Here is a 19,779-nt window from a genome sequence, read left to right as displayed (position 1 = left end):
TCGCAGCGGCCGCCATATGGGCTTGGTGGTAAAGTGGCGGCATGAAGTGGAACCCGATATTCAAGCCCGGCCCGGCTGGCGACGTCCACCACGCCGGACAGCGCGTGCGCCGGCTGCGCTGGCTGATGCTGTTCCTGGCGCTGGCGATGCTGGCCGGCTGCGCGCTGGAGCAGGTGGAGCTGCCCTGGCTGCTGATAGGCCAGGCGCTGGCCACGTTGGCGCTGGTCAACCTGCTGCTGCCCAGGCTGCCGTCCTGGGGGCTGGCCGCGGAGCAGGGCTTGCGGTTGGGCTTGCTGTTCGATGCGCTGGTGCTGACCGAACTGCTGGCCTTCAGCGGCGGCGCCGCCAATCCGCTGGCCTCGCTCTATCTGCCGCCGGTGCTGTTCGCAGCTTTGCTGTCGCCGGGCTGGTTCGCCTGGCTGCTGGCATGGCTCAGCGTGGCCGCCTACGGCCTGCTGTTCGAATGGCATCTGGACTGGCCGCTGAACGGCGGCAACGCCGCTTACGCCTTCAACCTGCACCTGTCGGGCATGTGGCTGACTTTCGCCTTGTCGGCGCTGTTGATCGCCGGTTTCGTTTCCTGGCTGGCGCGCCAGCTGCAGAGCCAGGGCAATGCGCTGGCCGAGGCGCGGGAAACCCAGCTGCGCGACGAGCAACTGCTGGCGGTGGGCATGCAGGCGGCCGGCGCCGCGCACTCGCTGTCCACCCCGCTCAACACCCTGACCCTGCTGGTGGACGAACTGCTGAGCGAACGCGGGCAAGACGAGCCGCTGCGCCAGGACCTGCTGCTGATGCAGGCGCAGCTTGCCAGCTGCAGCGCGACGCTTGCGCGCCTCAAGCACGGATCCGAGCCGCAACTGGGGCCCTTGCCCTTGTTCGCGGCGCTGGCGGAGCGGCTGGAGGGCTGGCGCAGCCTGCGGCCGGACGTGAGGCTTGAGTGGCAGGCGCCGCAGGGGCCGGACCCGGAAGCGAGACTGGATCCGGCGTTCTGGCCGGCGTTGTTCAATCTGGTCAACAACGCGGCGGAGGCGGGCGGCGGCGCGGTGACGGTGAGCGCGCAATGGCAGGCCGGCAGCCTGCAGCTGGACATCGTCAACCGCCAGGGCTGCCTGAGCGAGGCGCAGCTGGCGCGCGCCGGGTTGGCGCCGCTGGACTCGGCCAAGCCGGCCGGCCTGGGCCTGGGGATGATGCTCAGCCACGCCACGCTGGCGCGGCTGGGCGGCACGCTCAGCCTGGACAACCGCGCCGAGGGCGGAGTGCACGCCCGCATCCGCCTGCCCTTGCAGGAGGAGGAAGGGCGATGAGCGATTTCCTGCTGATAGACGATGACGAGGCTTTCGCCATGGTGCTGGCGCGTTCGCTGGCGCGGCGCGGCCATGCCGTGCATTGCGCCCGCAATGCCGACGAGGCGCTGGAGATGGCGGCGCGGCGGCCGGCGCGCATCCTGCTGGACCTGAACCTGGCCGGCGACAGCGGCTTGAGGCTGCTGCCGGCCTTGCGCGCGGCGTGTCCGGCCAGCGCCATCGTGGTGCTGACTGGCTACGCCAGCATCGCCACCGCGGTGGAGGCCACCAAGCTGGGGGCGGTGCAGTATCTAGCCAAGCCGGCCGGGGTGGCGGAAATCCTGGCGGCGTTCGAGCAGCAGGCCGCCAATCCGGAACTGCCGGTGGCGCCGCAGCCGATGTCGCTGCGCCGCGTCACCTGGGAGCATTTGCAGCGAGTGCTGGGCGAGAACGACGGCAATATCTCCGCCACGGCGCGCGCGCTCAATATGCACCGTCGCACCCTGCAGCGGATGCTGGCCAAGAAACCGGTGAAAAGCTGAATCAATGGCCATGACGAATATATAAATCGGGCAATGGCCGGCCATCAGAAAATATGATTGGAGACTATGCTCCAATGCGGCGTAACTTGCGACTTCCATAATCGACAACAAGGGGAGGCAAGATGCTGCATGGACAGATGATGGACCGGCCGTTGTTGATTTCAGACCTGCTCGCGCATGCCGAGCGCTTTCACGGCGACACCGAGATCGTGTCGCGCAGCGTGGAAGGACCGATGCACCGCTACACCTACCGCGACGCCGCGCGCCGCGCCCGCCAACTGGCCAACGCGCTGCAGGCGCTGGGCGTGCGGGGCGGAGACCGGGTGGGCACGCTGGCCTGGAACGGCTATCGCCACTTCGAGATCTACTACGCGGTGTCCGGCAGCGGCGCCGTCTGTCACACCGTCAACCCGCGGCTGTTCGCCGAGCAGATCGCCTGGATCGTCAATCACGCCGAAGACAAGGTGCTGATGTTCGATCTGACCTTCCTGCCTCTGGTGGCGCAACTGGCGGACCAGCTCAGCAGCGTCGAGCGCTTCGTGCTGCTGGCCGACCACGCCCATCTGCCGGCGGACAGCGGCATTCCCGATCTGCAAAGCTACGAAGACCTGGTGGGCAGCCACAGCGACGTTTATCACTGGCCGAGCTTCGACGAAAACACCGCCTCCAGCCTGTGCTACACCTCCGGCACCACCGGCAATCCCAAAGGCGTGCTGTATTCGCACCGCTCCACCGTGCTGCACGCCTACGGCAGCTCGCTGCCGGACAGCTTCGACATCTCGGCGCGCGCGGTGGTGATGCCGGTGGTGCCGATGTTCCACGCCAACGCCTGGGGCCTGCCCTACAGCTGCGCGATGAACGGCAGCAAACTGGTGCTGCCGGGGCCGAAGCTGGACGGCGCCAGTCTGCTGCAGCTGATTCAGGAAGAGGGCGTCACCACCACCATAGGCGTGCCGACGGTGTGGATGCAGTTGTTGCAGCATTGCCAGCGCGAGCAGCTGTCGCTGTCGCCGTTGCAGCGGGTGATCGCCGGCGGTTCGGCGGTGCCGGAAAGCATGATCGAGCAGTTGGCGGAGCATGGCGTGGAAATGCGCCAGCTGTGGGGCATGACCGAGCTGTCGCCCTGCGGCACCACCGGCACGCCCAAGCTCAAGCACGCCGGCCTGGCTCTGGCCGAGGAACGCCTGCTGCTGACCAAGCAGGGCCGGCCGATTTACGGCGTGGACATCCGCATCGTCGACGACGCCGGCCTGCCGCTGCCGCACGACGGCGTGTCCTTCGGCAACCTGCAGGTGCGCGGCCCCTGGGTGCTGTCGCAATATTTCCGCCGCGAGCTCGACGCCAACCACAGCGCCGATGGCTGGTTCCATACCGGCGACGTGGTGACGATAGACGCCGACGGCTTCATGCGCATCACAGATCGCACCAAGGATGTGATCAAGTCCGGCGGCGAATGGATTAGCTCGATCGATCTGGAGAACATCCTGGTCGGCCACCCGGCGGTGGCGGAGGCGGCGGCGATCGCCGTGCCGCATCCCAAGTGGGACGAGCGCCCGCTGATGGTGGTGACGCTGAAGCCGGGCGCGAAAGCCAGCCGCGATGAGTTGCTGGACTTCTACCAAGGCAAGATCGCCAAGTGGTGGACGCCGGACGACGTGGTATTTGTCGACGAGCTGCCGCACACCGCCACCGGCAAGCTGCTGAAGATGAAACTGCGCGAGCAGTTCCGCGACCATCGGTGGCCGAATAAATGAAGAATGGATTATTTGCTCTATTTTGTGGATTTTTGTAGAGCAATTGCGCTAGAATGGCGGCTGCACTGAGAACCGCAAGGTTTTGAGGTGTTAGCCCCTCGAAATATCGCGCTGGCTGAGGCCGGTCCGATGTTTCTTCCTCGTGTTGACCCCTGCAGCGTCGCCGCAGGGGTATTTTTTTGCGTCGATGCAAATGTGGTATTCACATCGACTGTTCCCTGCGTTGCACCTATCATATTTAAAAAGGCATGAGCTTGATCAAGCGGCATTCGCCCGGCTTGGATTAGCGTATGTTTCAATAAATCATTACAAGTCCGTCCGGGGATGCAGGATTCGCCAGGGCAATGCAGCGTAGAACCAAAGGGAACAACATGAAATCACTCCGCAGCCGTCTGATCGCGCTCAACGCCTTGTTGATGGCGCTGTTCGGTCTGGTCCTGGTGACTATAGTCTTCATGCAGATGAGATCGGAAATCCTGGACGGACTGGACAACGAGTTCGCCGCCAGCCTGAAGGGACAAAGCTCGGTAGTGACCACCTGGCTGGGCGAAAAAAAGCAGCAGATCGTCGCCCAGACCGGCGCGGCCAATGAACCGGATGCGCTGCGCTTCCTCAAGGTGGGCACCAAGGCCGGCGGCTTCAACGTCAACTACGCTGGCTTCGCCGACGGACACACGCTGTTTTCCGACGACTGGACCGCGCCGGCCGACTACAAGGTAGCCGACCGCGAATGGTACAAGCTGGCGAAGGACGCCGGCCAGCCCATCGTCACCGACCCCTATGTCGACGAGGCCACCAAGAAACTGACCGTCACCATCGCCGCGCCGTTCAACCACAACGGCGCCTTCGCCGGCGTGGTGGGCGGCGACGTGATGGTGGACACGCTGGTGAAATCGGTGCTGGCGCTGAAAGTGCGCGGCAACGGCTACGCCTTCATCGTCGACAAGAAGGGCACGGTGATCGCCCACCCGCAGGCCGACCTGACGCTGAAGCCCATCACCACGCTGGTGCCGGAGCTTACCGCCGACCGGCTGGCGCAACTGGTGCAGAGCGACCGCGCTTCCGATGTCAATATCGGCGGCAAGTCGATGCTGATCTCGGCGCAGGCCATTCCCGGCAGTAACTGGGTGCTGGCGCTGGTGGCCGACCGCGACGAGATCCTGGCCCCGCTGCACACCTTGCTGTACACCGTAGGCGGGCTGACCCTGCTGGTGTTCGCGTTGATGATCCCGTTCGCCAGCCTGATCATAGGCCGCATGCTGGTGGGCCTGGTCCGGCTGAAGGCGGCGATGGAGGACATCGCCCGCGGCCAGGGCGACCTGACGCTCAGGCTGAAGGACGACGGCCAGGACGAGATCGCCGCTACCGCGCGCGCGTTCAATACCTTCATCGCCCAATTGGGCCAGTTGTTCCGCGGCTTGAAGCAGGATGCCGGTGGCGTGGTCGGCGGCGTGCAGGATGCCAGCCAGCTGGTGGCCAACGTGGCGCAGAGTTCGCGCCACATCTCCGACGTGTCCTCGTCCAATGCCGCCACGCTGGAGCAGATCACCGTTTCGATCTCCCACATTGCCGACAGCGCGCGCCAAGCCGACGATCTGGCCAGCGCCACCGGACAGAATCTGGCGGCCAGCGCCGACAATATGCAGCAGCTGTCGTCCGGCATGGAAAGCACCGTGCAGTCGGTGCGAGGGTTGGAGGCGATGTTGTCGTCGCTGGACAAGCGCTCGCAGGAGATTTCCGGCATCACCAATGTGATCCGCGACATCGCCGACCAGACCAATCTGCTGGCGCTGAACGCGGCGATCGAGGCGGCGCGCGCCGGCGAGCAGGGCCGTGGCTTCGCGGTGGTGGCCGACGAGGTGAGGAAGCTGGCCGAGCGCACCGCCCAGGCGACGCTGGAAATCTCCAATATGGTGGGAGCCATCCGCGAGGAAACCGGCCGCGCGGTCGGGGACGTCAACAGCACGGTGCAGGCGGTGGACGAAGGCGTGGGGCTGACTCGCGCGGCGGTGGAGAACATCGCCGCCATCCGCGAATCGATGCTGGAAGTGGTGTCCAAGATGAGCGAGATTTCCGGCTCCACCCAGGAGCAGCACAAGGCCACCACGCTGATCGCGCAAAGCTCGGAAGCCATCAACGGCCATGTGCTGGAAAACGACGACGTGCTGCAGAACGTCAGCAGCACCCTGCAGGGCCTGGCCGGCAACGCCGGCAAGATGGACGCCGAGTTCAACAAGTTCCGGCTGTAGGCGCGAGCCGCCTCGCAGAAAACGCCGCCTTGCCAGGCGGCGTTTTTGCGTCGATTATCCGAACACGTCTTTTGTGGAAAATCCCATGCAGCCTTTGTCCGCCGATACCCTGCGCGCCGCCCGCCTATTGGCGGAAGGCGACTTCCGCTCCGCCTTGCAGGCCGCGCAGCAAGGCTTGCAGGCCGAGCCCGCCAACGCGCCATTGTGGAACCTGCTGGGGGTTTGCGCCGCCCGCCTTGGGCAATTGCCGCTGGCCGCGCAATGCTGGCACCAGGCGCTGGCGCGGGACGCCGCCACGCCGGACGCGCACTACAATCTGGGCTGCCTGCATGCGGAGCAGGGCGAGGCGGCGGAGGCGGAAACGCATTACCGCGCCGAGCTGGCAAGGGATGGCGAACATGTCTCCAGCCTGGGCAACCTGGGCGCGCTGCTGCTCGACAGCGGCAGGATCAACGAGGCCGAAGCCTGCTTCCGCCGGGTTGTGGTCCTGCAGCCGCAGGCCGCCGCCGCCCATTACAATCTTGGCCGCCTGTTGCGGCAGCAGGGGCGGGGCGAGGAGGCCGCCGAGCGTTTGCGCCAGAGCCTGGTCCTGGAGCCGGACGATGCCGAGGCGCTGCAGCTGCTGGGCCAGCTGCTGGTGGAGCTGGGGCAGCCTGCCGAGGCGGAGAACCTGTTGCGCCGGGCGCTGGAATGGGCGCCGGGGCATGCGGCCGCGTTGAACAATCTGGGCTTGCTGCTGTTGGAGCAGCGGCGCTGGGGCGAGGCGGAGGACTGTCTGCGGCAAGCGCATGCGCGGCAGCCGGAGGCGGTGCTGGGCAATTTGGTGGCGCTGCTGTCGGCCACCAACCGGCCGGCGGAGGCCGAGGCGCTGTTGCGCGAGGCGCTGCTGGCGGCGCCGGGCCATGTCGAGTGGTTGTGCCTGTTGGGAGTCGCGCTGCAGGAACAGGGGCGGAGTCGGGAGGCGGAGCAAATTTGGCGCCGCGGCCTGGCGCTGTCGCCGCAACACCGCCGGCTGCGGCAGAATCTGGGGTATCTGCAGCTGGCGCGCGGCGATTATCAGGCGGGCTGGCAAAATCACGAAGCCCGGCTGATGTCCAGCCATTATCCGCAGCCGGATTCGCCGCGCTGGCAGGGCGAGCCGCTGGCCGGCAGGCATCTATTGCTGGTGTTCGAGCAGGGCTACGGCGACGCGATCCAGTTTTTCCGCTACCTGCCGTTGCTGCGGCAGCGCGGAGCGGCCAGGCTGACGCTGATGTGCCGCGAACCGCTGCTGGCGCTTTTTTCCGCCCACGACCCGGCGGCGGAGTGTCTGCCCATCCTCCGCACTTCTCCCGATTTCCCGCCGCACGATTGCCATGTGTTTTCGATGAGCCTGCCTGGCCTGCTGCGCGCCGAGCCTCTGTCCCTGCCTTGCTATCTGCGGGCGGATTCGTCACTGGGCGAGGCGTGGCGCCGGCGCCTGCCGCCGGACGGGCGCAAGATCGGGCTGGTGTGGCGCGGCCATCTGGCCCATCCATTCGATCATTGCCGCTCGCTGCCGACGCCGGCGCTGTTCGAACCGCTTTGCGCGCGGAGCGACGCGCACTGGATCAGCGTGCAGCCCGATCCTGTGGTGGAGGAGCGGGAGTGGGTCAAGCGGCATTGCGCGCTGGAGCTGGGATCGGCATTGGGCGATTTCGCCTCCAGCGCCGCCTTGCTGGCGCAGCTGGACCTGCTGATCACGGTGGACACCGCGATGGCGCATCTGGCCGGCGCGCTGGGCGTGCCGTGCCGGTTGCTGCTGTCCAGCGAACACACCGACTGGCGCTGGGGGGAGGAAGGGGAGGTCACGCCGTGGTATCCGTCCGCGCGGCTGGTCCGCCAGCGCCGCGGCGAGGATTGGGCCGCGGTCATCGGCCGGATGGGCGCGCCATAGCGTACGGCCATGCGCGCCGCGCGGCTAAAGACAAAACGCTTGCCTCGTCGGCGCCGGTATTCGCCTGATGCGGGCCTGCTCTGCGCGGCATGGCGGAAAAGGCCCGGTTACAGCCATTTACCTGGATTCATCAAGCCGTCCGGGTCCAGCGCCTGCTTCAGCTGGCGCATCAAGGCCAAGGCCACCGGGTCCTTGTAGCGGGCGAGCCAGTCCTTCTTCAGCTGGCCGACGCCGTGCTCTGCCGCCAGCGTTCCGCCCAGCCTGTAGACGTGGTCGTAGACGATGGCGTTGACGGCTGCCTCGTCGTCGAACAGGTCGACATTGCCCGGCCGGGTGTAGCTGACGTTGTAGTGCAGATTGCCATCGCCGGCGTGGCCGAAGGCGACGATGCGGATGCCGGGGAAGTCGGCCTCCAGCGCGGCGGCGCAATCGTTCACCAAGGCCGGCAGCGCCGAGGTCGGCACCGCGATGTCGTGCTTGATGCTGGGGCCGTCCAGGCGCTGGCTTTCCGATATTTCTTCGCGCAGCCGCCACAGTTTGCGCCGCTCGGTCTCGTTCTGCGCCACCACGCCGTCGCTCATGTCCCGGCGCGACAGCCATTCCACCAGGCTGTCGTTGAGAAGCGCGGCGTCGCCGCCGTCGGACAGTTCGATCAGCACCAGCCACGGCGCGCTGAACGGCATCAGCTTGGGATGATGGCGCAGCAGCACCTGTTGGCAGTTGCGGTCTATCACTTCAAACGCGGTCAGGCGGTCGCCAAAGCGCGCGCGCAGCGCGTTCAGCCAGGCGATGGCGGTTTCGATGCCATCCACTCCCACCATCGCGGTGGCGTGGGCGGCGGGCTGCGGAAACAGCTTCAGCGTGGCGGCGGTGATCAGGCCCAGTTGGCCTTCGGCGCCGATGAACAGCTGCTTCAAGTCCAGGCCGGTGGTGTCCTTGCGCAGGCCGGACAACTGGCTGAGGATCCGGCCGTCCGGCAGCACCACTTCCAGCCCCAGCGTCAATTCGCGCATGGTGCCGTAGCGCAGCACCGCCACGCCGCCGGCGTTGGTGGACAAGTTACCGCCGATCTGGCAGCTGCCCTGCGAGGCCAGCGACAGCGGAAATAGCCGGCCGGCCGCCTCGGCCGCCTGCTGCGCTTCCTGCAGGGTGGCGCCGGCGTCCAGCGTCAGCGTGTCGTTGTCGGTATCGATTTGGCGGATCTGGCGCAGCCGGCGCAAGGCCACGATCAGCTGGCGGCCGCTGCCGTCCGGCGTGGCCGCGCCGCAGGTGGAGGTGTTGCCGCCCTGCGGTACGATGGCCACCTGGTGCGCGCGGCACAATTTCACCAGCTCCGCCACTTCCGCGGTGCTGCCGGGCAATGCCACCGCCAGCGGCGCGCCCTGGTAGCGGCGGCGCCAGTCTAACGTGTAAGGGGCGGTGTCGGCCGGTTCGGTGAGAATATGGGCCGGGCCGATCAGGCCCGCCAGCTGCTGCAGAAAGGTATGCATGTTCAGAAGGGTCCGTTGCTGTCGCGCAATCGGTCCGGCAGGCCGTCGTGGCCGCCGTCGGGGCGTGCCGGGGCATCCACCCAGTGCTCGACGCCGGCGGCGGCGTTACGCTCGGGATTCAGTGGGTAGTGATAGCGGTTGTCCTGGCGGCGGGCGTCGCCTACCACCAGCAACCGTACCGCGCGCTCGCTGTTGTTGATGAAGGTGTGGCACAGGCCGTCGCCGGCCTTGAAGCCCACCGCATCGCCTTCGGCCAGCCGGTGCAGCGTGCCGTCCAGCCACAGGTCGGGAGCGCCCTCCAGCACCAGGATGATCTCGTCCTCGGTGCTTTCGCAATGCGGCAGGCTGCTGCGCCGGCCCGGCTCCAGCCGGACGTGGTTGACGCCCAGCCGGGCGAAGCCGAAATGCTGGCCGAGGCGGGCGGTATAGCCCATTGCCTCCTGGCTGCCTGGATAATGGCCGGCCTCGGCGCTTTCCAGTTCGCTCCAGCGTTTGATGCAGTCGGGGCGGCTCATTGCGTAGTCTCCATGGTGTCCAGTTCGTTTTCCTCCACCGCCCGGTACAGCGCTTGCGGCGCCTGCGTGACCGCGGCCCAGTAGCGGTCGCCGTATGACCAGTGCCACCACTCGGATGGATAGTTGACGAAGCCGGCGGCTTGCATCGTCTGGATCAGGATGGCGCGGTTGGCGCGCGCGGTCTCGGACAGGTGCGGGTGCTGGGTGTAGCAGGCGCCGTCCGACTCTTCGCTGTCGGCGTTGAACGGACAGCCTAGGTCCAGCTCGTAGCCCGCCGGGTCCATCAGCGTGACGTCCACCGCCGCGCCGGTGGGGTGCGGGGCGACTTCCGGCGGCGCCACATACAGGCTAGCCTGCTGGAATCGCGCGATGTCATCAAGATCGGGCTTCAGCGCGCGCAGCCGCGCCAGATGCTCGTCGAAGGAGCGCCGTTGGCGCGCGAGCGGTCGGTAAGCCTCCTTGATATACAGCCGCAAACCATTCGGCAGCAGCCCGGCGGCGTGCTGCAGCCGTTCGGCCACCGCGCGGCGCGCTTTGAGAAAGTGCCGACTGCGGCTGGAGATCTGGCTGCGGCTGAGATCCACTTGCCAACAGGAGAGGAAGCCGGCCAGATCGACAAAGGGCTCGTCGACGCCGGCCAGAGGGATGTCCAGCAAGAGCGGATCGGCGAGGGTCAGCATGCTTGCGCTCCGCGGTTTATTCGGGAATGTCGGCCGCCATCAGCGCGTCCGGGTGTTGCCAGCCGGGTTGCGCGGCGATGCGTTGCAGCCAGCTGTTCACGTGCGGCCAATCCTCGATGTCGAGGCCGGCATCGGCCAGCCACCACAGATAGCCGCACAGCGAGACGTCGGCGATGCTGATCTGGTCGCCGGCCAGGTAGCGGCGCGCGGCCAGTTCGGCTTCCAGCACCGTCAGGTCGTCGCGCAGCCTGGCTTCCAGCCAAGTTTCCACTTCGCCGGGATAATGGGCGATAAGCCGCGAATAGCGCAGATTGGGCAGCGACTGGCCCAGGCGGTTGCTTTCCCAGCTCAGCCATTCCCGCACCCGCTGGCGTTCGCCCAGCCCGCCGCCCAGCACGCCGTAGGTGTCGGTCAACCATTGCAGGATGGCGTTGGACTGGCATAGCGGCACGCCGTCCGCCACCAGCACCGGCACTTCGCCATAGCGGCTGGCGGCGCGGAAGTCTGCCGGACGCTCGTCGCGCGACAGGGCGATGTCGATATGGACATAGTCGTGCGAGATGTCGGCCAGCATCAGCGCCAGCCTGGCCTTGTAGCTATGGCCGGAGTAGCGGTTGCCGTACAGGATGAGATTGCTCATCGATTGCGCTTTCGAGAATTCGTTGAAACCATCTTAGCTCCGGTTGCGGGAACCCAGCCATGCCGCGGCGAAGGCCAGCGGCACCGAGAACAGCGCCGGGTTGGAATAGGGAAACAGCGGTTTGGCGTGGCCCAGCGCGGCCACCCATACCGCCGGGCCGCAGACGATCAACAGCAGCGAGCCGGCGATGCCGGCTGCGCCTCCCCACACTGCGCCGCGCGCAGTCAGGCCTGGCCAGTGCAGCGCCAACAGCAGCAGCGGGAAATTGGCCGAGGCGGCGATGGCGAAGGCCAGGCCCATCATCACGGCGATATTGAGTTGCTGAAACCGCGTGGACAGGGCGATGGCTAGGAGGCCCAGACCCAGCGTGGCCAGCCGCGACACGTTCAGCTCCTGGCGCGGGTCGGCCTGGCCGCGCTTCAGCCATACCGCGTACAGGTCGTGGCTGACGGCGCTGGCGCCGGCCATCGCCAGCCCGGCCACCACCGCCAGAATGGTGGCGAAGGCGACGGCGGCCACCAGCGCGCCGCCAGTTTCACCGCCCAGCAGGCCGGCCAGGTGCAGCGCCGCCATATTGCCGCCGCCCAAGAGCGTGCCATCGGCGCCGTGGAACTGCGCGGCAGGCCCCACCAGCACCATCGCACCATAGCCGATGACGATGTTGAGGACGAAGAAGGCGGCCACCAGCCAGGTGGCGATGCTGACTGAACGGCGCGCGGCGCGCTCGTCGGCCACGGTGAAGAAGCGCATCAGCACATGCGGCAGGCCCAGCAGGCCCAGGCTCAGCCCCAGGCCCAGCGACAGCACTTCTACTGGGTCGGCCAGCGCCTGGCTGGGCAGGAAGGCCGCCGCGCCGCGCAGTTTCTCCGCCGCGTCGAACAGCGCGGCCGGACTGCCGCCGAAGCGCGACAGCACCCCGGCGGCCAAGAGCAGCGCGCAGGCGAATAGCAGGCTGGCCTTGCTGATCTGCACCCAAGTGGTGGCCAGCATGCCGCCCAGCGCTACGTAGACCATCATCAGCGCGCCCACCAGGCCTACCGCCGCCAGATAGGGCAGGCCGAACAACAGCTCGATCAATTTGCCGGCGCCCACCAGTTGCACGATCAGGTAGCACAGCGTCACCGTCAGCGAGCCGGCTATGCTCACCAGCCGCACGCCGGTGTGGTCGAAGCGCTGGCTCAAAACTCCCGCCACGGTATAGCGGCCGCGCCGGCGCAAGGGTTCGGCCAGCAGCAGCAGCAGCAGCGGCCAGCCGGCCAGCGTGCCAACCGCGTAGGCCAGCGAGTCGTAGCCCTGGCCCAGGTACATGCCGGCGGCACCGAGGAAGGCGGCGGCGGACAGGTAGTCGCCGGCCAGCGCCACGCCGTTCTGCCAGGCGGGCAGATGGCCGCCGGCGGTATAGAAATCATTAAGGGAGGCGGTGCGGCGCCGGGCGGCGGCGGTGATGGCCAGCGTCAGCAGGATCAGCGCCAGGAACAGCAGCTGGGCATGGCTCATGGCGTGTCTCCGTCGGACGAGCGGCCATGCCGTGCGGCGATCAGGCAGAACAGCAGCAGCAGCGAGAGCGCCAGCAGGATGGAGGCGGGCAGGCCGGCGAGGCGGCCGGCAAGCCAGCTCGGGCGCAGCGCCAGGATCAGGTAGTAGCCCAGGCAGCAGGCTATGGTTAGGCAGGCCAGCAGTCGCTGGGATGGCTCAGGCTTCATGCGGCGGGCAATCGGACAAAAGACCGAGTGTAGCGCATGTCAGGCGGATGCGGACGGCTGCCATCGCATCAGCCAGCGCGCCTCGCCGGGTCCGAAATAGCCGGGATCGTGGCCGATCACGGCGAAGCCCAGCCGCTGGTACAACGCGGCGGCCGGGTTGGCAGGGTCAACCGTCAGCTGGATGCCGCGAGCGCGCGGCCGCATCGCCGCCAGCGCCGCTTGCAGCAAGGCCTTGCCGACGCCGCGGCCGCGGCAGGCGGGCAGCAGCGCCAGAGACAGCAGCCACAGTTCGTCGGGCTGCTGGCTGGGGGCGCCCAGCACATAGCCTATGGGAGCGCCGGATTCGTCTTCGGCCAGCCAGAACCAGTCCGGCCACAGGTCCAATGCCTGACGGAAGAAGAAGTCCGGGTAGACATGGCTGCCGAACACGGCCTGCTCGATGGTGAATACGGCGGCCAGATCGGTCTGGCGGGCTTGGCGCAGTTGCATGGAAGGAGCTGTGCGGAGGGTGCGGGACAAGCCGGCAGAGTAAACGATGGCGGGCGGGCGGGGAAGGGGGCGCTTAATCAAAAAATCATATTGCTGCAGCACACTGCGCGCTGGCTTGATTTGCTGTCGTCATGAATGTTCAATATTTCCGGAGCGTAGCCATGAGCGAGTTGTCACGTCGTGAGTTTCTCAAACTGTCGGCCGCAGGCGTTGCGGCCGGCGCCATTCCGCCGGGGCTGGCCGCCGCCATGGCGATCCGTCCCGCCGGGCGCAGCCTGTCCGCGGTCAAGCATGTGGTGGTGTTCATGCAGGAAAACCGCTCGTTCGACCATTACTTCGGCATGCTGCGCGGCGTGCGCGGCTTTGGCGACCGCAGCGCGCTGCAACTGCGCAACGGCAACAGCGTGTTCCGCCAGCCGCATGTGTTGTCCAGCGAATACCCGTTCCATCTGGACAGCAGCCGCACCAATGCGCAGTACCTGACCGATCTCGACCACTCCTGGACCGGCACCCACGTGGCCTGGAACCAGGGCAAGTACGATGGCTGGGTGGCGGCCAAGACCAGCCTGACCATGGGCTACTTCAACCGCGCCGACATCCCCTACCATTACGCTCTGGCCGACGCCTTCACCATCTGCGACGGCTATTTCTGTTCGCAGCAGGGGCCGACCAATCCCAACCGGCTGTACCTGTGGAGCGGCACGGTGGACGCCGCCGGCAAGAATGGCGGACCGGTCACCGACAACAGCGAGAAGGGCTACAGCTGGACTACCTATCCCGAGCGCCTGCAGTCGGCCGGCGTCAGCTGGAAGGTGTACCAGGTGGTGGGCGACAATTTCGACGACAACGCGCTGGCCTGGTTCAACCAGTACCGCAGCGCCAAGCCGGGCAATCCCTTGTACGACCGCGGCATGAGCTCGGTGCCCAAGGTCAGCGGCAATTCGGTGCAGGACCTGGTGGCCGCCATCCGCAGCGACGCCATCAACGGCACGCTGCCGCAGGTGTCGTGGATAGTCGCGCCGCAGGACTATTCCGAGCATCCCAGCGCGCCGCCGGCCGCCGGAGCCTATCTGGTGGACCAGGTATTGCAGGCGCTGACCGCCAATCCCGACGTCTGGGCGTCCACGGTGATGCTGCTCAACTACGACGAGAACGACGGCCTGTTCGACCACGTTCCTCCGCCGGTGCCGCCGTCCGGCACGGCAGGAGAGTACGTGTCCGGCGCGCCCATCGGCCTGGGGCCGCGGGTGCCGATGCTGGTGTTGTCGCCGTGGAGCCGCGGCGGCTATGTCTGCTCGCAGGTGTTCGACCATACCTCGGTGATACGCTTCCTGGAAAGCTGGACTGGCGTGCAGGAACCGAATATCTCCGCCTGGCGTCGTCAGACCTGCGGCGACCTGACCGCCGCGCTGGATTTCGGCAGCAGCAACCCCAGCGTGCCGACCTTCCCGGACACCGCGGCGCTGTTGACCCAGGCGCAGCAAAGCAAGAGCTGGCCGGCTCCGGTCGCGCCGGTGCCGGGGCAGATGCCGCAGCCGGAGGCCGGCCGCCGCCCGGCGCGCGCCTTGCCCTACCAGTGCAATGCCTACGCCAGCACCGATGCCGCCGGCGGCATGGTGTGGATTCACATGCAGAACAGCGGCAGCCAGGCGGCGCATTACGCCATCTACGCCAACCAGTACCGTCTGGACGGCCCGTGGCAATACGATGTGGCGGCCGGCGGCAATATCCAGGACTACTTCCATGTCCAGACCTACGGCGGCGGCTGGTATGACCTGACCCTGTACGGTCCCAACGGTTTCCTGCGCCGTTTCTGCGGCAATATCCACAGCGCGGCCGGCGTGCTGGAGGCGGTGAGCGGCGTGGCCGTGGTGCAGAGCGTGCCGCAGCTGACCTTGCAATTGAACAACGGCGGCAAGACCGCGGTGACTTTCCAGGTCAGCGCCAATGGCTATGGCGGCGGCGCGGCGCAGCAGGTGAGCGTCAACGGCGGCGGCAGCCAGATGCTGAGCTGGAACCTGGCCGGCGTCTACGGCTGGTACGACATCACGGTCACCTGCACCCAGGACAGCAGCTTCCTGCGCCGTCTGGTGGGCCACGTGGAGAATGGCGCGGCCAGCGTCAGCGGCTGAGCGCGGCGTTCGCCGGCGGCAATAAAAAAACCCCTGTCGCGTTGACAGGGGTTTTTTCGGTTTTGCGGACGATTACTCGACGCGAACCTGAACAGCTTGCAGACCCTTTTGGCCCTTCTCGACTACGAAGGAAACGGTCTGGCCTTCTTTCAGGCTTTTGAATCCATCGCTTTCGATAGCTTTGAAGTGAACGAACAGGTCGTCACCGCCACCTTGAGGGGTGATGAAGCCGAAGCCTTTTTCATCGTTGAACCACTTTACGGTGCCGGATTGGCGATTAGACATGGGATATCTCCAGGAAACAGGTGTTTTCAGTGCTGTATAGCTCAGGCCGGTAAAGTCCGGCCGATCATGCACCTGTGCCCATCATAAGCGAATTCTCGCTGTTGTGGCTGATTAGTCGACAATGACTGTGCATTCCATCCCCGCGTCATGCGCATAATGTCCTGCTTTCACAGGGGGATCCGGCTGAAATGGTAGGTGTGCGGGCATACTGTCGCTGTACGAAATGCCAGGGCGGCTGACGCCAGGAGCGCTCGCTGGCCTGGCCCCCGTCCGCCTTCTCTACGCCGCCGGGCGCTTCCGACCTGGCGTCGGGCTTCGGCTTCGGCAAGCGACCGTCCCAGCCGGCGCGGCATTGCCGATCTTGGCGGCATCGGCTTGCCAGTCGATCGAGGCCTGGTTGACTGCCGCCTTGGCGCGGGTGGTTTGCGGCGTGGCGCGGCGGTTGCCGGGAACGGCGCGGAAAGCCCGCGCCGGGCGATGGCAGCGAACATGCCGCCCGCTGGCGGCGAACGGCATGTGGAAGGTGTTGCGCGGGAGAGACGTTACCACATCACCTTGACCCGGTTATCCCCCAGCCAGTCCGACAGCGACAGCAGCAGGCCGTCGTCCAGCCGCACTCCCCATTCCGGCGGCAGCATCAGGTCGCCCTTCGCTTCGCCGTTGTTGTAATGCAGCCGCACCGGGCAGCCGGATTCCTGGCTCTTGAACGGATGCAGCTCCGCTTTGAGGCGGGCCACGTCCACCTGGCCGGACAATTGCAGCGCCAGGCTGCGGGCGTAGCGGCTGCGCGCTTCGCCAAGGCTGTACAGCTTGTCGACGATGATGCGCAGGCGGCCGGCGCCGGCGAAGCTGTCCTCGCTGACCTTGCCCTCTACCACCAGCACCACGTCTTCCTTCAGCTTGTCGCGGTTGGTCTCGAAGCTTTCGGCGAACAGGCTGACTTCCAGCTTGGTGCTGCCGTCGTCCAGTTCGACGAAGGCCATCTTGCCGCGGTTGCCCACCTTGACGCGAATGCCGGTGACGAAGCCCGCCAGCAGCTGCGGCGTCTTGTTGGGGATCAGCCGCGACAGCGGCGTCTTGATGAAGGCGCGCACTTCCTTCTCGTAGGCGGAGAACGGGTGGCCGGACAGGTAGAAGCCTATGGCCAGCTTCTCTTCGGCCAGCTTCACCGCGTCGCTCCACGGCCGGGTGGCCACCATTTCCACTGCTGCCGCGACATCGTCGCCGAACATGTCGAACAGCCCGCCCTGGTTGGCGTTGGCGTGCTCCTGCTCCGCCGCCTCCATCGCCAGGCCGACGTTGGCGAACAGCAGCGCGCGGTTGGGTTCGATGGAATCGAAAGCCCCGGCGCGGATCAGCGCTTCTATCACCCGCTTGTTGACCAGCTTCTTGTCGGTGCGCTTGCAGAAGTCGAACAGGCTGGTGAACGGGCCGCCGGCCTCGCGCATCGCCACGATGTGGTCCACCGCCGATTCGCCGCTGCCCTTGACCGCGCCCAGCGCGTAGCGGATGTGCTTGCGGTCCACCGGCACGAAGCGGTAGCGGCTGTGGTTGACGTCCGGCGGCAGGAACACCAGGCCGTTCTTGTGGTCGGTGGCGTCGTCGTAAAATATTTTCAGCTGGTCGGTGTTGTCCAGTTCGGTGGACATCGTCGCCGCCATGTAGGCGGCGCAGTGGTGGGCCTTCAGCCAGGCGGTATGGTAGGCCACCAGCGCGTAGGCGGCGGCGTGCGACTTGTTGAAGCCGTAGCCGGCGAACTTCTCCATGTAGTCGAAGATTTCGTTGGCCTTGGCTTCCGGAATGTCCTGCTTGCCGGCGCCTTCGACGAACATGGCGCGCTGCGCCACCATCTCCTCGACCTTCTTCTTGCCCATCGCTCGGCGCAGCAGGTCGGCGCCGCCCAGGCTGTAGCCGCCGATCACCTGCGCCGACTGCATCACCTGCTCCTGGTACACCATGATGCCGTAGGTGGGCGCCAGCACCGGCTCCAGCAGCGGGTGCAGGTACTCGAACTTGGCGCCGTGCATCCGCTGGATGAAGTCGGGGATCAGGTCCATCGGACCCGGACGGTACAGCGCCACGAAGGCGATAATTTCCTCGAACTTGCTCGGCTTCGCCTCCACCAGCATCTTTTTCATGCCGCTGGACTCGAACTGGAACACGCCGGTGGTGTTGGCGCTGGCGAACACCTTGTAGGCGTCGCGGTCGTCCAGCGGCAGGTGGGCGACGTCGACGTCCTCGCCGCTGACCTGCTTGATGTACTTCTGCGCCAGCTCGATGATGGTGAGGTTGCGCAGGCCCAGGAAGTCGAACTTCACCAGGCCGATCTGCTCGACGTCGTCCTTGTCGAACTGCGACACCGGCGCCGCGCCTTCGCCGCTGGCGATGTACAGTGGGCAGAAGTCGGTGAGGCGTCCCGGCGCGATCAGCACGCCGCCGGCGTGCATGCCGATGCCGCGCGTCAGGTCTTCAAGCTTCATCGCCAGCTCGATCAGCTCGTTCGCGCCCTCGCTCTCGATGATCTCGCCGATCTGCGCCTCCATCTCCATCGCCTTGGTCAGCGACAGCGGCTTGTTGGCCTCCAGCGGAATCAGCTTCGATAGGCGGTCGCACAGGCCGAATGGCAGGTCCAGCACCCGGCCGACGTCGCGGATCACCGACTTGGACGACATGGTGCCGAAGGTGGCGATCTGGCTGACCGCCTCCTCGCCGTATTTCTGCCGGGTGTACTCGATCACGCGCCAGCGGTTCTCCTGGCAGAAGTCGACGTCGAAGTCGGGCATCGACACCCGTTCCGGATTCAGGAAGCGCTCGAACAGCAGCGCGTACTTCAGCGGGTCGAGGTCGGTGATCGACAGGCTGTAGGCCACCAGCGAGCCGGCGCCTGAGCCCCGGCCCGGACCCACCGGGCAGCCATTGGCCTTGCCCCACTGGATGAAGTCCGCCACGATCAGGAAGTAGCCGGGGAAGCCCATCTGGATGATGGTGTCGCACTCGAATTTCAGCCGGGCGTCGTATTCCGGCCGCCTGGCCTCGCGTTCGGCCGGGTCCGGATACAGTTGCGCCAGCCGCGCTTCCAGCCCGCGTTTGGCTTCATAGACCAGGAAGTCGTCCAGCGACATGCCGTCCGGCGTCGGGAACAGCGGCAGGTAGTTCTTGCCCAGCACCACGCTGATATTGCAGCGCTTGGCGATTTCCACCGTATTGGCCAGCGCCTCAGGGATGTCGGCGAAGCGCTGCAGCATGGCCTCGGTGCTGAGGAAATACTGGCATTCGGCAAAGTTCTTGGGGCGGCGCTTGTCGCCCAGCGTGAAGCCTTCGGCGATGCACACCCGCGCCTCGTGCGCTTTGAAGTCGTCCGGCTCCATGAACTGGATCGGATGGGTGGCCACCACCGGCAGTCCCATCTCGCCGGCCAGCCACAGCGTGGCCTGTACCACGTTTTCCACCTGGGTGTTGTCCACCCGCTGGATTTCCAGGTAGAAAGATCCTGGGAACAGCTTTTCCCAGTAAGCGGCGCGGCGCTGGGCCTCTTCGCGCTGCGCCATTGACAGCGCCATGCCCACATCGCCCAGATGGGCGCCGGACAAGCACAGCAGATTGCTGTTGTCGCCGCTCTCCAGCCAGGCGCGCTTGATTTCGGCGCGGCCGCGGTACTGGTTGTGGCTGAAGGCCTCGGTCAACAGTTCGCACAGCCGGCGGTAGCCCTCGCGGTTCTTGGCTGTGAGCAGCAGGCGGTACGGCTTGTCGCGGTCCTCCTCGTTCTCCAGCCAGATGTCGGCGGAGACGATGGGCTTGATCCCCTTGTTGCGGCAGCTCTTGTAGAACTTGACCATGCCGAACAGGTTCATCAGGTCGGACATGCCCAGCGCGGGCATGCCGTCCTTGACGGCGCGCTTCACCGCGTCGTCGAGGCGGACCACGCCATCGGTGATGGAAAACTCCGAGTGGAGGCGAAGATGGACAAAGCGAGGTGCGTTCATCCCGGCATTTTACCGGGTGGAGCTGTGGCAAACCAGTTGAATCGCCAGCGTCTTGCGGCTGGTGTTCGGCGCGCCATGCGCATTAGAATGATGGCATCATGGTATTAATGCCGGTGCGA

Annotated in this window: 16 protein-coding genes; 6 read left to right on the top strand and 10 right to left on the bottom strand. The window is 66.3% G+C overall.

Annotated features, from left to right (window positions below; translation table 11 throughout):
* The first annotated feature begins 41 nt into the window (after window positions 1–41).
* From BI344_RS00800 to BI344_RS00780, 5 genes are all read left to right on the top strand, one after another.
* Window positions 42–1,304, top strand: a complete 1,263-nt coding sequence (locus BI344_RS00800; protein WP_071111075.1) for an ATP-binding protein — start codon at window positions 42–44, stop codon at window positions 1,302–1,304.
* A complete protein-coding gene (locus BI344_RS00795; RefSeq protein ID WP_071111074.1) occupies window positions 1,301–1,825 on the top strand; it encodes a response regulator transcription factor in 525 nt (174 codons plus the stop codon). The genes BI344_RS00800 and BI344_RS00795 overlap by 4 nt, the downstream gene beginning before the upstream one ends.
* Before the next feature lie 122 nt (window positions 1,826–1,947).
* A complete protein-coding gene (locus tag BI344_RS00790; RefSeq protein WP_083338685.1) occupies window positions 1,948–3,579 on the top strand; it encodes a 3-(methylthio)propionyl-CoA ligase in 1,632 nt (543 codons plus the stop codon).
* 371 nt (window positions 3,580–3,950) lie between these two features.
* Window positions 3,951–5,828 (top strand): methyl-accepting chemotaxis protein, encoded by a 1,878-nt coding sequence (locus BI344_RS00785; protein WP_071111073.1) that lies wholly within the window; start codon window positions 3,951–3,953, stop codon window positions 5,826–5,828.
* An 85-nt stretch (window positions 5,829–5,913) separates the two neighbouring features.
* Entirely contained in the window at window positions 5,914–7,743 is a 1,830-nt protein-coding gene (locus BI344_RS00780; RefSeq protein WP_071111072.1) for a tetratricopeptide repeat protein, read from the top strand.
* A gap of 107 nt (window positions 7,744–7,850) precedes the next feature.
* On the opposite strand, the gene BI344_RS00775 is transcribed toward BI344_RS00780, so the two are convergent.
* The 7 genes from BI344_RS00775 to BI344_RS00745 are packed head-to-tail and all read right to left on the bottom strand — an operon-like array spanning window position 7,851 to window position 13,260.
* Entirely contained in the window at window positions 7,851–9,233 is a 1,383-nt protein-coding gene (locus tag BI344_RS00775; RefSeq protein ID WP_071111071.1) for an FAD-binding oxidoreductase, read from the bottom strand.
* A 2-nt stretch (window positions 9,234–9,235) separates the two neighbouring features.
* Window positions 9,236–9,748 carry a cupin domain-containing protein gene (locus tag BI344_RS00770; protein WP_071111070.1) on the bottom strand — a complete coding sequence of 171 codons (513 nt, stop codon included), beginning with the start codon at window positions 9,746–9,748 and terminating at the stop codon, window positions 9,236–9,238.
* Window positions 9,745–10,428 carry a M15 family metallopeptidase gene (locus BI344_RS00765; RefSeq protein WP_071111069.1) on the bottom strand — a complete coding sequence of 228 codons (684 nt, stop codon included), beginning with the start codon at window positions 10,426–10,428 and terminating at the stop codon, window positions 9,745–9,747. The genes BI344_RS00770 and BI344_RS00765 overlap by 4 nt, the downstream gene beginning before the upstream one ends.
* A gap of 16 nt (window positions 10,429–10,444) precedes the next feature.
* Window positions 10,445–11,068: a glutathione S-transferase family protein gene (locus tag BI344_RS00760; RefSeq protein ID WP_071111068.1), complete on the bottom strand. Its 624-nt coding sequence runs from the start codon at window positions 11,066–11,068 to the stop codon at window positions 10,445–10,447.
* Between the two features lie 33 nt (window positions 11,069–11,101).
* Window positions 11,102–12,565 (bottom strand): sodium:solute symporter family transporter, encoded by a 1,464-nt coding sequence (locus tag BI344_RS00755; protein WP_071111067.1) that lies wholly within the window; start codon window positions 12,563–12,565, stop codon window positions 11,102–11,104.
* Window positions 12,562–12,771 carry a hypothetical protein gene (locus BI344_RS00750; RefSeq protein WP_071111066.1) on the bottom strand — a complete coding sequence of 70 codons (210 nt, stop codon included), beginning with the start codon at window positions 12,769–12,771 and terminating at the stop codon, window positions 12,562–12,564. Before BI344_RS00750 ends, BI344_RS00755 begins: the two co-directional genes overlap by 4 nt.
* A gap of 39 nt (window positions 12,772–12,810) precedes the next feature.
* Window positions 12,811–13,260 (bottom strand): GNAT family N-acetyltransferase, encoded by a 450-nt coding sequence (locus BI344_RS00745; protein ID WP_071111065.1) that lies wholly within the window; start codon window positions 13,258–13,260, stop codon window positions 12,811–12,813.
* Between the two features lie 161 nt (window positions 13,261–13,421).
* Between BI344_RS00745 and BI344_RS00740 the strand changes: the two genes are divergently transcribed.
* Window positions 13,422–15,392, top strand: coding sequence for a phosphocholine-specific phospholipase C (locus BI344_RS00740; RefSeq protein WP_071111064.1), 1,971 nt, complete (start codon window positions 13,422–13,424; stop codon window positions 15,390–15,392).
* A 72-nt stretch (window positions 15,393–15,464) separates the two neighbouring features.
* Here BI344_RS00740 and BI344_RS00735 read toward each other — a convergent pair whose 3' ends face one another.
* From BI344_RS00735 to dnaE, 3 genes are all read right to left on the bottom strand, one after another.
* Complete coding sequence (locus BI344_RS00735) at window positions 15,465–15,677, bottom strand: cold-shock protein (protein WP_043577099.1); 213 nt, start codon at window positions 15,675–15,677, stop codon at window positions 15,465–15,467.
* Between the two features lie 279 nt (window positions 15,678–15,956).
* Complete coding sequence (locus tag BI344_RS24675) at window positions 15,957–16,226, bottom strand: hypothetical protein (protein WP_139166837.1); 270 nt, start codon at window positions 16,224–16,226, stop codon at window positions 15,957–15,959.
* Entirely contained in the window at window positions 16,220–19,660 is a 3,441-nt protein-coding gene (gene dnaE, locus BI344_RS00725; RefSeq protein ID WP_071111062.1) for a DNA polymerase III subunit alpha, read from the bottom strand. Before dnaE ends, BI344_RS24675 begins: the two co-directional genes overlap by 7 nt.
* Between the last annotated feature and the right edge of the window lie 119 nt (window positions 19,661–19,779).

Origin of the sequence: Chromobacterium sphagni (assembly GCF_001855555.1) — a bacterium.
GTDB lineage: Bacteria > Pseudomonadota > Gammaproteobacteria > Burkholderiales > Chromobacteriaceae > Chromobacterium > Chromobacterium sphagni.
Note: the sequence above shows the minus strand (reverse complement) of the source record. Positions and strands in the feature narration are given on the sequence as shown.